This is a genomic window from Mariniflexile fucanivorans (genome assembly GCF_004341235.1).
GTDB lineage: Bacteria > Bacteroidota > Bacteroidia > Flavobacteriales > Flavobacteriaceae > Mariniflexile > Mariniflexile fucanivorans.
This window is the reverse complement of the sequence record NZ_SLUP01000002.1, coordinates 564095-577569: the sequence shown is the minus strand read 5'-3', so window position 1 is coordinate 577569 and position 13475 is coordinate 564095. Positions and strand designations below refer to the sequence as shown.

Sequence of the window (13475 nt, the reverse complement as noted above, 5' to 3'; positions counted from 1 at the left end):
AGATATATATGAAAACATTAAATAAATATTTTATTGGAATCTTTGCGTTATTTTTTGCATTATCTTCTTGCAACGAAGGCATCGATCCAATAACAGCGGTCGATCCTGGACCAGATGCTGGAGCACCAGTTGTAAATATAATTAAGCCATTAAATGGTTTTGAAATACAAGTTCCAGAGCCCATAACTTCGGTAAGTATCCAGATTAATGCCCAAGATGATATAGAATTGTCTTTAATTACAATAAAATTAGACGGTGCAGAAATTGCAAGTTATAGTGATTTTCTAGATTACAGAATTGTGAATCAAGAAATGGTTTATGATAATGTAACTACAGGAGATCACATTTTAACCGTAGAAGCAACTGACATTGTTGGCAATATAACCATTTCAACAGTAAACTTTAGTAAAGTACCACCTTATACGCCTCTTTTTAATGGTGAAACTTTTTATATGAACTTTGACGGTAGCTACACAAATTTGTTAACGCTAACCGATGCAACAGAAGTTGGGTCACCAGGATTTAGTAGTATTCCTAAAGTTGGAAGTGGAGCCTATAAAGGTGCAGCGAACTCCTACTTGACCTACCCTGCTGCAGGTTTAGCTCAAGGCAAAGAATTTAGTGCCACATTCTGGTTGAAAATCGATGCGTCAGATACTAGAGCAGGAATAATTAATATGGCCCCAGCGTTACCTGCAGGTCCTTCAGATAAGCCTAGTGGGTTCGGATTGATCCGTGAAGGCAGTGCCACCTCTCAGAAATTTGTACTACTAGTGGGTAATGGCACAAATGCAACATGGGTGAACCCAGGTGCACCTGCTACAATTGATCCAACCCTAGAAGAGTGGGTACACTTTGGAATCTCAATTTCAGAAAGTAAAGCGTCGTTGTACATGAATGGAGAATTGGCTGGCGAATCTACCTTTACTGGGATGAATTGGGAAGGTGTAGGAAATTTGGCAATCATGTCAGGCGAACCTAACTTTAGCGGATGGAATCATAAAACGGAGAAAGGGCTAATGGATGAGTTGAGATTATTCAATGTCGCCTTAACAAAGCAGGACATAGTAAAACAGATAGCTTTAAGCAGTCAAAAATTTTACATGCCATTTGAAGGATCATTTACCGATAAAGTTTCAAAAGAGGATGCAACAGAAGTTGGATCACCAGGGTTTAGTACTAGTGCTAAAGTTGGAAATGGTGCCTATAAAGGTGCAGCGGACTCCTATTTAACCTTCCCTTCTACAGATTTGGCAAAAGGAAATGAATTTAGCACCACATTCTGGTTAAAAATCGATGGGTCGGATACTAGAGCTAGTATAATTAATATGGCCCCAGCGTTACCCGCAGGTCCTTCAGACAAGCCTAGTGGGTTTGGATTGATTCGTGAAGGGAGTGCCACTGCTCAGAAATTTATACTACTTGTGGGTAATGGAACCAACGCTACATGGGTTAACCCAGGTGCACCTGCCACAATTGATCCAACCTTAAATGAGTGGGTACATTTCGGAATCTCGATTTCAGAAAGTAAAGCTACTCTGTACATGAATGGTGCATTGGTTGGCGAATCTGTCTTTACAGGGTTGAATTGGACAGGTGTAGGAGATTTGGCAATTATGTCAGGCGACCCTAACTTTAACGGATGGAATCATAAAACAGAGAAAGGGCTCATGGATGAGCTAAGAATATTTAATAAGGCATTGTCTCTAGAAGAGGTGCAAGCTATTTATAATTAAGAAATAGTATTCTTAAATTATAAATTTCTAAACAAGCTTTTATTAAAATATTGAATTAATCTTTTCAATAACTCCAGCTGTATAAAACTACAGCTGGAGTTTATAAAATTTTTCTAATGGTATTTTCAACAAACAAAATATTTTGGGTTTTGTCAGCTATTGTTTTGCTCTTTTTGAATTGTAAAAAATTTGAGAAACAAACGAAAGTAAATATTGGATCAGTTTCTGTTATAGATATTAATAACAACTCGTTATTAGATACTGTTCAAAAACAAACCTTTAATTATTTTTGGGAAGGAGCCGAACCAAATTCAGGAATGGCGCGCGAAAGGATACATATGGACGATATTTATCCAACTTCGCCAAAAAACACAGTAACCATTGGAGGCAGCGGTTTTGGTGTTATGGCCATTTTGGTAGGCATCGAAAGAGGTTTTATAACTAGAGAACAGGCTGTTGAGCGTTATTATAAAATCGTTGATTTTCTTGAAACTTCTGATAAATATCATGGCGTTTGGCCACATTGGTTAAATGGTGAAACAGGAAAAGTAGTGCCTTTTAGCAAAAAAGATAATGGTGGCGATTTAGTTGAAACCGCATTTTTAGTTCAAGGTCTTTTAACAGTTTCAGAATATTATAAAAATGGTAATACCCAAGAAAAAGATCTTGTAGCTAAAATAGATAAATTATGGAAAGAAGTTGAGTGGGATTGGTACACTAAAAATGGTGAAGATGTGCTTTATTGGCATTGGTCTCCAGAATTTGGATGGGATATGAATTTTCCCGTAGGTGGTTATAACGAATGCTTAATTATGTATGTGCTTGCTGCTTCATCACCAACACATCCTATAAAACCATCAGTGTATCATAAAGGTTGGGCTAAGGATGGAAAAATAGTGTCTTCTAAAAAATTATATGATGAAGATTTAGTATTAAATTATTATGAACATGATGAATCGCCTATTGGCCCTCTATTCTGGGCACATTATTCTTATCTAGGTTTAAATCCTCACGGACTTTCAGATACTTATGCCGATTATTGGAAACTTGTTCAAAATCAAGCTAAAATCCATTATAAATATGCGGTTGATAATCCTAAAAATTATAAAGGTTATGGTGATAGTTTATGGGGCTTAACCTCAAGTTATTCTGTAAAAGGATACAAAGGGCACAGACCTGGTAATGATTTGGGCGTCATTGCACCTACAGCAGCTTTATCGTCTTTTCCTTATACGCCAAAAGAAAGTATGCAGATGCTTAAAAAAATGTATAAAGACCATGACTCTTTAATAGGAAAATATGGTCCTTATGATGCTTTTAGTTTGCAAGATAATTGGTTTTTACCAAGATATTTAGCTATAGATCAAGGTCCTATACCAGTTATGATAGAAAACTACAGAACCGGTTTGTTATGGAAATTATTTATGAATAACCAGGATGTGAAAATCGGGTTGGGCCGATTAGGTTTTAAGGTTAAAACTGATAATGAATGAAGAAACTCATGATTAAATTAATATACACCATTTTTACCATATTACTTATCTCGTCATGTGGGTCTGATGATGGACCAGGGTACCAAGAACCCTATGTTCCCACACCAACCGAACCAACAGTTGATCCTTTAACGGATGATGAAATGATGAATTTAACCCAAAAGGAAACCTTTAAATATTTTTGGGATTTTGCCAATACAAATTCGGGTGCAGCAAAGGAACGCTACCATCCAACAAATCCAACATTAAATCAAAATGTAGTCACTACAGGGGGTACTGGTTTTGGACTTATGGCTATTTTAGTTGGTATAGAAAGAGGTTATGTATCTAAAGATTTGGGTGTTGCAAGATTAAATAAAATTTTAACCTTTTTAGAAAATGCCAATCGCTTTCATGGGGCATGGCCACATTGGTTAGATGGTGGAACGGGTGATGTGTTGCCTTTTAGTACTAAAGATAATGGCGGTGACTTAGTGGAAACGGCTTTTTTGGTACAAGGGTTAATTTGTGTAAAAGAATATTTAAAAAACGGAACTGATACTGAAAAAGAAACAGCACAAAAAGCGGATGATTTATGGAAAGGTGTCGAGTGGAATTGGTATACTCAAAATCAAAACGCCTTATATTGGCATTGGAGTCCTAATTACGGTTTTGACATTAATTTAAAGCTTACGGGTTATAATGAAACTTTAATTACCTATGTTTTAGCGGCAGCATCTCCAAATTATACCATTTCAAAAGCAGTGTATGAAAATGGGTGGGCTTCTAATGGATCAATTGTGTCTTCAGCTTCTCAATATGGGTTTCCATTAGTGTTAAAACATGCTGGAGGTTCTAATTTTGGAGGCCCTTTGTTTTTCAGTCATTATTCCTTTTTAGGTTTAAATCCTAAAAATTTAACCGATCAATATGGTAATTATTGGAATTTAGTGGTAAATCACACGAAAATAAACCGTCAATATTGTATTTCAAATCCCAAAGGGTATACAGATTATGGTGCAAACTGTTGGGGATTAACAGCTAGTTATTCCAGAAATGCAGATGGCTCTATAGGTTACTCAGCGCATAGTCCTTCAAACGATTTGGGCGTTATTTCACCAACAGCAGCTATCAGTTCCATACCTTATACACCTTCAGAATCTTTAAGTGTGATGCATTTTCTTTATCAGAAAAAAGATAAATTATTAGGACCTGCTGGTTTTTATGATGCTTTCAGTCCTCAAAACAATTATTGGGTTGCCGATGCGTATTTGGCAATAGACCAAGGGCCACAAATTATTATGATTGAAAATCACCGAACAGGTTTGCTCTGGGACTTATTTATGCAAAATACCGATGTGAAAAACGGCTTAAATAAACTTGGGTTTAACTATTAAAAAATAGTGATATGAAGTATAAAATACAGATAAATTGTTGTTTAATTATTATTTTAATGTTGTTTTCTGAATTTACAAGTGCTCAACAAAATAATCTATATAAAGAAGCTTTTTTTATTAAAAATCAAGATACATTAAAGTATCGAATCATGTATCCTGATAATTTTTCAGAAACAAGACAATATCCTGTTGTATTGTTTCTTCATGGTGCTGGTGAAAGGGGCAATGATAATACGAAACAGTTAACACATGGTGGTAAATTATTTTCAGATGAAACAAATAGAGGTGCATTTCCTGCCATCGTTATTTTTCCCCAATGTCCTCAAAATGACTATTGGGCCAATGCAGATGTAGATAGAAGCACAAAACCTATCACATTAACATTTCCTTTAAATAATCCACCAACAAAGGCCTTAAATTTAACCATGCTTTTAATGGAAGATATGTTAAGCAAACCTTACGCCAATAAGCAAAAAGTATATATAGGCGGACTTTCCATGGGTGGTATGGGTACTTTTGAAATGCTTTACAGAAAACCAGATATGTTTGCGGCAGCCTTTGCTATTTGCGGTGGTGGTAATCCGGATGGTGCAAAAGCCTATGCCAAAAACACAGAACTTTGGGTGTTTCATGGAGCTAACGATGATGTGGTAGATCCGCAATTATCAATCAACATGGTTTCGGCTTATTTAAAGGCTGGAGGAAAACCTAATGTAACCATATACGCTAACGACAATCATAATAGTTGGGATTCTGCTTTTGCAGAACCAAAACTATTAACATGGCTATTTTCAAAATCAAAAAACGAATATAAATGAAGCATCTAAATTACATCAAATACGCTCTTTTAGGAGTTGCCACCATTTTTATTATGGCATGTAAATCGAACATTCCTATTAAAACGCTAAATCAAGGTCCTTTTGAAGCGAAAGTAGATTCTATTATAAGTTTAATGACTATTGAAGAAAAAATAGGACAATTAAATTTACCAACCTCGGGCGATATTACTACGGGGCAAGCACAAAGTTCTAACGTTGCCAAAAAAATTGAAGAAGGTAAAGTTGGCGGCTTGTTCAATGTGAAGTCTGTTGAAAAAATAAGAGAAATTCAAAAAATTGCTGTTGAAAAAAGCCGATTAAAAATCCCTTTACTTTTTGGGATGGATGTAATTCATGGTTACGAAACCACATTCCCAATTCCGTTAGGCTTATCCTGTTCTTGGGATATGGAAATGATTAAAAAAACGGCTCAAATGGCAGCAAAAGAAGCCACTGCCGATGGTATTAACTGGACATTTTCTCCTATGGTCGATATTTCCAGAGATCCACGATGGGGACGTGTTTCAGAAGGTTCTGGCGAAGATCCTTACTTAGGCAGCGAAATAGCGAAAGCCATGGTACACGGTTACCAAGGAGACGATTTAACCAATAATAACACCATGTTAGCTTGTGTTAAACATTTTGCGCTTTATGGTGCTCCAGAAGCAGGAAGAGATTACAATACGGTGGATATGAGTAAAATACGCATGTATAACGAATATTTACCGCCATATAAAGCAGCAATTGATGCTGGCGTGGGTTCGGTAATGGCGTCATTTAACGAAATTGATGGTGTTCCTGCGACAGGAAACAAGTGGTTGCTTACCGATTTATTGAGAACCAATTGGGGCTTTAATGGTTTTGTAGTAACCGATTATACAGGAATTTATGAAATGATAGAACATGGTGTTGGCGATAAATACGATGTAGCGGCATTGGCGTTAAACGCAGGAGTAGATATGGATATGGCTGGCGATTCGCCAACAATTCCAGCAGCTTTTGTTAAAACATTGAAACAATCTGTTGACAACGGAAAAGTGAAAATGGCAGATATTGATGCAGCCGTAAAACGTATTCTAACAGCAAAATATGAATTGGGTTTATTCGAAAATCCTTATAAATATTGCGATACTAGCAGACCAACAAAAGAAATTTTCACCAAAGAAAACAAGCTTTTTGCACGTAAAGTAGCATCAGAATCTATGGTGCTTTTAAAAAATGATAACCAATTACTGCCATTAAAAAAAACGGGAACTATTGCATTAATTGGCCCCTTGGCAAATACGGCTGTTAATATGGCAGGTACTTGGAGTGTGGCTACAAAACAGCATTTATCTAACCCGTTATTGGAGGGATTAAAAACGGTTGTGGGAGATAAAGCCAAAATTGAATACGCAAAAGGAAGTAATATAGATTACGATTTAGATTTAGAAAAGCGGGCTACCATGTTTGGTAAAGAGATTCCTCGAGATGGTAGAACCGATAAAGAATTAATGGATGAAGCCTTAGCCATAGCATCAAAATCAGATGTTATTATTGCTGCTTTAGGTGAATCGGCTGAATTTAGTGGTGAAAGTAGTAGCAGAACAAATTTACAAATTCCACAAGTTCAAAAAGATTTGTTGAACGCCTTATTAAAAACAGGAAAACCAGTGGTTTTGGTTTTGTTTACTGGTAGACCATTGGCGATTGTTGACGAAAATAAAAACGTTCCAGCCATTCTAAATGTATGGTTTCCGGGGAGTGAAGCTGGTTTAGCAATTTCAGATGTGTTGTTTGGTGATGTAAATCCGTCAGGAAAATTAACAGCAACTTTTCCTATGAATGTGGGGCAAGTGCCTCTTTTTTACAATCATAAAAATACAGGACGTCCATTAGGTAATAATGAAGGTAAGTTTGAAAAATTCAAAAGTAATTATTTAGATGTTCGTAACGAACCTCTATATCCTTTTGGCTATGGGTTAAGCTACACCACATTTAATTATGATAATTTACAATTGAATTCAACAAAAATGGATACTAGCGGCAGTGTAACTATTTCAGTCGATGTCACAAATTCAGGAAATTTTGATGGAAAGGAAGTGGTTCAATTATATGTGAGAGACGTTGTAGGTTCAGTTACAAGACCCGTAAAAGAACTTAAAGGTTTTCAAAAAATTGAACTTAAAAAAGGGGAAACTAAAACGGTAACTTTCAAATTGACTGTTGAAGATTTAAAATTCTATAATTCAAATTTAGATTTTATAGCAGAACCTGGCATGTTTCAAATATTTGTAGGAACCGATTCCAATGCTAGTTTATCATCCCAATTTGAATTAACTAAATAATCCTTGTCAATTGAAAAAAATAGTTGTCATATTAATTTTATGTTCATTTCAAATGGTTATTGCTCAGCAAAAAACCTATTGCAATCCCATTAATGTCGATTATGGATATACACCCTTTGAACGTTTTTCAACTCAAGGAAAGCATCGTGCTACGGCAGATCCTGTTATTGTAAATTTTAGAAATAAATACTTTCTTTTTTCAACAAACCAAGAAGGGTATTGGTGGAGTGATAATATGCTAAATTGGAATTTCGTTTACAGAAAATTTCTTCGTGATGATACTTATACGCACGATTTGAATGCTCCTGCTGCGTTTGTTATGAAAGATGCTCTATACGTATATGGTTCTACATGGAAATCAGATTTTCCTATTTACAAAAGCACAAATCCTACGGTTAATGATTGGGAAATAGCCGTAGATACACTTAAAGTTGGGGCTTGGGATCCTGCATTTCATTATGATGACGATAAAGACAAGCTATATCTCTATTGGGGATCCAGTAATGTGTGGCCGCTTTTAGGTACCGAAATTAATACCAAAACCATGCAGTCGGAAGGTTATACTGTGCCTATTGTTAGATTATTTCCCGAAGATCACGGGTGGGAGCGTTTTGGTGAATATAATGATAATGTATTTTTACAACCCTTTATAGAAGGCGCGTGGATGACCAAACACAACAATAAATATTACATGCAATACGGCGCGCCAGCAACAGAGTTTAGTGGTTATGCCGATGGTGTTTACGTAAGCAAAGACCCTTTACATGGGTTTGAATACCAACAGCATAATCCGTTTTCATATAAACCGGGTGGTTTTGCTCGCGGTGCTGGTCATGGGGCAACATTTCAAGATAATTTCGAAAACTACTGGCATGTATCAACGATTTTTATTTCTACAAAAAATAATTTTGAACGACGCTTAGGTATTTGGCCAGCAGGTTTTGATGCCGATGATGTTATGTATTGCAATACAGCCTATGGCGATTATCCAACGCTGCTACCAGAATTTGCAAAAGAAAAAGATTTTTCTAAAGGTTTGTTTACAGGTTGGATGCTTTTAAATTATCAAAAACCAGTTCAAGTTTCTTCAACCTTAGGCGGTTATCATCCTAATTTTGTGGTAGATGAAGATATAAAAACGTACTGGAGTGCAAAAACAGGGACTAAAGGGGAATGGTTTCAAACCGATTTAGGTCAAGTTTCTACTATTAACGCCATTCAAATTAATTATGCCGATCAAGATGTTGAGTTTTTAGGAAAAACGTTGGGCAAATTTCATCAGTACAAAATATATGGTTCCAATGATGGGAAGAAATGGCAAGTGGTTATTGATAAAAGCAAAAACCAAACCGATGTTCCTCACGATTATATAGAATTGGAAACACCTGTCGAATTCCGATTTTTAAAAATGGAAAATCTACACATGCCCACAGGTAAATTTGCATTAAGTGGTTTTCGCGTTTTTGGAAAAGGACACAGTGAGAAACCCGAAAAGGTCGAAAATTTTATTGTATTACGGTCCAGTCCAAAAAAATATGGTGAACGCAGAAGCATCTGGTTTAAATGGCAACAAAATCCCTTAGCAGATGGCTATGTAATTTACTGGGGAAAATCGCCTGATAAACTTTACGGAAGCATCATGGTTTATGGGAAAAATGAATACTTTTTTACTGGAGCAGATAGAGCTGATGCCTATTATTTTCAAATAGAAGCATTTAATGCTAATGGAATGAGTGAACGTTCTGAAATTAAAAAATCTGAATAAATCAAATTTGAAATAGTAATACATCAATTTCAAATTAAAAACTTTTTATTGAAGTGACTAATAGCGACTAACCTGCAAGGTTTATTCAAATCTTGTGGGTTTTTTAAGAAAATCTAGATGAGATGAAATATATTGTAGTAATTATTTTTTTAAGCTTTGCATCGCCATTCCTGGCTCAAACTAAAACAACTTATACCTATAACATAAAAGAAAAAGACACCTTAAAATTGGATGTGTATAGACCCGAAAACATTGAGGTTAATACTAAATTGCCAACATTGCTTTGGATGCATGGTGGTGGGTTTTCAATAGGTTCAAGAGATTATGTAGACGATGCACAACTTTGTGGAGCGGTTACAAAATTTGGTTATATAGGTATTTCTGTTTCTTATAGATTGTTGCGAACAGGTAGCGAGACCCAATTTAGTTGCTTATGTCCAAAAGTAGATAAAATTGAGACTTTCAAACAAGCCACTATCGATTATTTGGATGCCGCTGCTTTTGTTGTTGAAAATGCTGAAATGTTAAACGTTGATACTACAAAAATTATTGCTGGTGGCAGTAGTGCAGGTGCTGAAGGAATTTTAAATTCAGTTTATATGAAACCTTATTTTGTTGATAATCTTAATAAGTATGAAGACGTGAAATTTGCCGGCGTATTGTCATTTGCTGGGGCGGTGGTTAATGCCAGTTATATAACAAAAGCTAATGCTTTACCTAGTGTTCTGTTTCATGGCACTGCAGATCAATTGGTCCCTTTTGCTAGTGCGCCACATCATTTATGCGACCCTGAAAAACCTGGATATCTCATGCTGGATGGATCTAAAATTATAGCAGAAAAACTTGATGCATTTGAAACTTCATATTATTTCAAGATTGTAAAAGGAGGTATGCATGAGGTTGCAAAAATTCCAATGGATGAACTTGATGAAATTTTTGAATTCTTTGAGAAAACTGTTTTAAATAGCGAGGTTGTACAAACTAAAATTATAAAAACTAAAACATTATGAGGACATCAATTTATGTAGTTTGTATGGCGCTTATACTGCAATCTTGTGGACAAAAACCAGTACAAAAAGCTGAAATTCCACAGTTAAAACAACCCAATATCATATACATCATGGCAGATGATCATGCAACTCAAGCCATTAGTGCCTATGAACACCCAATTAGTAAATTAGCTCCAACCCCCAATATTGATAGAATAGCTAAAGAAGGTGCTTTGTTTAAAAATAATTTTTGCACCAATTCTATTTGCGGCCCTAGTAGAGCTGTGGTTTTAACGGGTAAGTTCAGCCATATTAACGGATTTAGAATGAATGGTGATACCTTTGATGGGAATCAACAAACATTTCCAAAATTACTCCAAAAAGCAGGTTATAACACAGGAATGATTGGTAAATGGCATTTGGACGGACTTCCGCAAGGGTTCAATTACTGGCATATTTTAACCGATCAAGGCAATTATTATAATCCAGATTTTATTGCCATAAATGAAAAAACCCAGAAAATTGATACCACAAGAATAGAAGGGTATGCCACCGATATTATTACAGATGATGCCATAAAATATCTAGACAACGTAAAAAACAGTAAGCAACCTTTTATGCTTATGCTACATCATAAAGCGCCGCACAGAAATTGGATGCCAGCATTGAGACATTTAAATAAGTATGATGCTGTTAAATTTCCGCTTCCTGATACTTATTTCACTTCTCATGAAGGTTCAACGGCCTCTAAAGAGCAACTACAAACAATTTATCAAGACATGTATGAAGGTCATGACCTTAAAATGACCAAGGAAAAAGGTAGTAATGAATTGGCGCACAACCCATGGACTACAGATTTTGACAGAATGACCGCAGAACAACGTGCCATTTGGGATAAAGCATATCAACCAAAAAATGATGCATTTCATGATGCAAATCTTTCAGGGAAAGCATTGGCAGAGTGGAAAGGGCAACGTTATCTGCAAGATTATTTGGCAACAATAGCTTCGGTTGATGAGGGTGTTGGCAAAATTCTTGATTATTTGGAAGCCAATGGTTTATCTGAAAATACCATTGTGATATATACCACCGATCAAGGTTTTTATTTAGGTGAGAAAGGTTGGTTTGATAAGCGCTTTATGTATGAAGAATCTTTAAGCATGCCTCTTGTAATGAAATATCCCAACGGCATAAAAAAAGGTACTGTTATTAATGCATTAACCCAAAATATCGATTTTGCCGAAACATTTTTAGATTACGCACATGTTCAAATCCCTGAAGATATGCAAGGTAAATCGTTAAGACCCTTACTGGAACAAAAACAAAATTCAGACGATTTTAGAGATGCTATTTATTATCATTATTATGATTATCCAGCATTTCATATGGTAAAAAAAATGTATGGCGTTAGAACAAAACGTTATAAACTCATTCATGTGTATGATGATATTGATGAATGGGAACTTTATGACTTAGAAAAAGATCCACAAGAGCTTAAAAATGTTATTGATAATTCAGAATATACCGAAGTTAAAACAATGCTTCACAAAAAATTACTGGCTTTACAAACCCAGTACCAAGTTACCAGCAAGGAATTTGAGGAAACACTATCAAAAAAAGTTGAAAACTCATATATACAATTTGAAAAATTACGTGGGCACACAGGTACTTCTTACAACCCTATAACAGATAAAGACACAAAATTATAATCATGGAGCGATTAATGAAAACGTTACATATTTCAAAAGTACATAGGTCGAATTCTATAAAATATTGCCAAATTATTAAAAATCAATGTGTTTTATGTCATTTATAAGAAATTGAGCAAAATATTGGTGGATTTGAGTAAGCGTTTTCAATGATTTTTTCGAAATTTTGTAGAAAATCATGAAAAATGAAATACGCCATTAAAATAATATGTGTAGTTTGCATTATACTAATAGTACTTTCCTGTAAGCAAAATTTATCGATAAAAGAATCCTCTTTTAGTAAATCGCTTGTAGCTGGTAAATACATTTTGCCTGCAGAAGATGGTTGGTGGAACTGGTGTATGGCACCCATGTATGATGAAAATGGAAAATTACACATATTTATGTCTACCATACCTAATAATGGTAGTTGGATAAAAAATAGCAAAATAGTGCATTTTACAGCCGATAAACCAGAAGGTCCCTATACTTTTGTAGATACTACGTTTGCTAGTAAAACCGCAACATACCATAACCCACAAATATCGAAGGTTAAAGATACTTATGTTCTTGTTTATTTGCTCAAGAATGCATCAACGCCAAGAGTCAATCAAGAAATAGGGATAGCTACTTCAAAATCACTATATGGTCCTTGGACGGAAAGCCCCTTTAATCCTATTCTTAAAGCTTCTGGAAAACAGTCCGATGGCTCCAATATTATCCACGCTTCCAATCCTACTTTTGTAGTAGATACTGATGGTAGGTTTAGAATCTATTATAAGTCAATTTCCGATAAATATGCGCCCAAACAATACAGAGAAATTTCTATGGCAACAAGTGATAAGCTAGAAGGTCCTTATGTAAATTATCCTAACAATCCCTTAATTAGTTATGCGAATGAAAAATTGGATATTGAAGACCCTTATGCGTTTTACTATAAAGGCATGTATTACATGATTGTTGAGGATCGTATGGATGTAAAAAGCGCTTTGGAAGGCAACCCAACACCTCAAGATAAAATAAAACCTGGTGGAAATCGTCCAGGATTAATCTATAAATCTAAAGATGGTATAGATTGGGGAAGACCAGAAATTGGGTATAATACAAATACTCATTATTTTAATAAGGAGTTGGCAAGAACTGAAAGACCCAATATTTTATGGAAAAACGGAGAACCGGAATGTCTTTTTTTGGCATGTCATGATGATGATCCAACTGCTGGTTTTTTCTTAAAAATTGAAGGCTGGAAATAATATAGAATATAAATAATTAGGCTGATTCAG

Annotated in this window: 9 protein-coding genes; all 9 read left to right on the top strand. The window is 35.4% G+C overall.

Annotation, left to right across the window (positions count from 1 at the left end; genetic code table 11):
- Positions 1–8 precede the first annotated feature (8 nt).
- The 9 genes from EV196_RS05910 (at position 9) to EV196_RS05870 (ending at position 13445) form a co-directional block, all read left to right on the top strand.
- Positions 9–1736, top strand: a complete 1728-nt coding sequence (locus EV196_RS05910) for a LamG domain-containing protein (protein ID WP_132216063.1) — start codon at positions 9–11, stop codon at positions 1734–1736.
- Between the two features lie 116 nt (positions 1737–1852).
- On the top strand, positions 1853–3229 hold the full coding sequence (locus EV196_RS05905; RefSeq protein WP_132216060.1) for a glucoamylase family protein: 1377 nt from the start codon (positions 1853–1855) through the stop codon (positions 3227–3229).
- Complete coding sequence (locus tag EV196_RS05900) at positions 3226–4605, top strand: glucoamylase family protein (RefSeq protein WP_243652184.1); 1380 nt, start codon at positions 3226–3228, stop codon at positions 4603–4605. The genes EV196_RS05905 and EV196_RS05900 overlap by 4 nt, the downstream gene beginning before the upstream one ends.
- 11 nt (positions 4606–4616) lie before the next feature.
- Positions 4617–5423 (top strand): carboxylesterase family protein, encoded by an 807-nt coding sequence (locus tag EV196_RS05895; RefSeq protein WP_132216057.1) that lies wholly within the window; start codon positions 4617–4619, stop codon positions 5421–5423.
- A 53-nt stretch (positions 5424–5476) separates the two neighbouring features.
- Positions 5477–7750 carry a beta-glucosidase BglX gene (gene bglX / locus EV196_RS05890; RefSeq protein ID WP_394343241.1) on the top strand — a complete coding sequence of 758 codons (2274 nt, stop codon included), beginning with the start codon at positions 5477–5479 and terminating at the stop codon, positions 7748–7750.
- Between the two features lie 52 nt (positions 7751–7802).
- Positions 7803–9515 (top strand): discoidin domain-containing protein, encoded by a 1713-nt coding sequence (locus tag EV196_RS05885; protein WP_132216553.1) that lies wholly within the window; start codon positions 7803–7805, stop codon positions 9513–9515.
- A 122-nt stretch (positions 9516–9637) separates the two neighbouring features.
- Positions 9638–10525 (top strand): alpha/beta hydrolase, encoded by an 888-nt coding sequence (locus tag EV196_RS05880; RefSeq protein WP_132216051.1) that lies wholly within the window; start codon positions 9638–9640, stop codon positions 10523–10525.
- Entirely contained in the window at positions 10522–12213 is a 1692-nt protein-coding gene (locus EV196_RS05875; RefSeq protein ID WP_132216048.1) for a sulfatase family protein, read from the top strand. Before EV196_RS05880 ends, EV196_RS05875 begins: the two co-directional genes overlap by 4 nt.
- Positions 12214–12398: 185 nt before the next feature.
- Positions 12399–13445, top strand: a complete 1047-nt coding sequence (locus EV196_RS05870) for a glycoside hydrolase family protein (protein ID WP_132216045.1) — start codon at positions 12399–12401, stop codon at positions 13443–13445.
- Positions 13446–13475 lie beyond the last annotated feature (30 nt).

What these genes read in the sequence shown, in the direction of transcription:
- EV196_RS05910 (WP_132216063.1), top strand. Translation starts at nt 9, where the DNA reads ATGAAAACATTAAATAAATATTTTATTGGAATCTTTGCGTTATTTTTT.
- EV196_RS05905 (WP_132216060.1), top strand. Translation starts at nt 1,853, where the DNA reads ATGGTATTTTCAACAAACAAAATATTTTGGGTTTTGTCAGCTATTGTT.
- EV196_RS05900 (WP_243652184.1), top strand. Translation starts at nt 3,226, where the DNA reads ATGAAGAAACTCATGATTAAATTAATATACACCATTTTTACCATATTA.
- EV196_RS05895 (WP_132216057.1), top strand. Translation starts at nt 4,617, where the DNA reads ATGAAGTATAAAATACAGATAAATTGTTGTTTAATTATTATTTTAATG.
- bglX (WP_394343241.1), top strand. Translation starts at nt 5,477, where the DNA reads ATGGCATGTAAATCGAACATTCCTATTAAAACGCTAAATCAAGGTCCT.
- EV196_RS05885 (WP_132216553.1), top strand. Translation starts at nt 7,803, where the DNA reads ATGGTTATTGCTCAGCAAAAAACCTATTGCAATCCCATTAATGTCGAT.
- EV196_RS05880 (WP_132216051.1), top strand. Translation starts at nt 9,638, where the DNA reads ATGAAATATATTGTAGTAATTATTTTTTTAAGCTTTGCATCGCCATTC.
- EV196_RS05875 (WP_132216048.1), top strand. Translation starts at nt 10,522, where the DNA reads ATGAGGACATCAATTTATGTAGTTTGTATGGCGCTTATACTGCAATCT.
- EV196_RS05870 (WP_132216045.1), top strand. Translation starts at nt 12,399, where the DNA reads ATGAAATACGCCATTAAAATAATATGTGTAGTTTGCATTATACTAATA.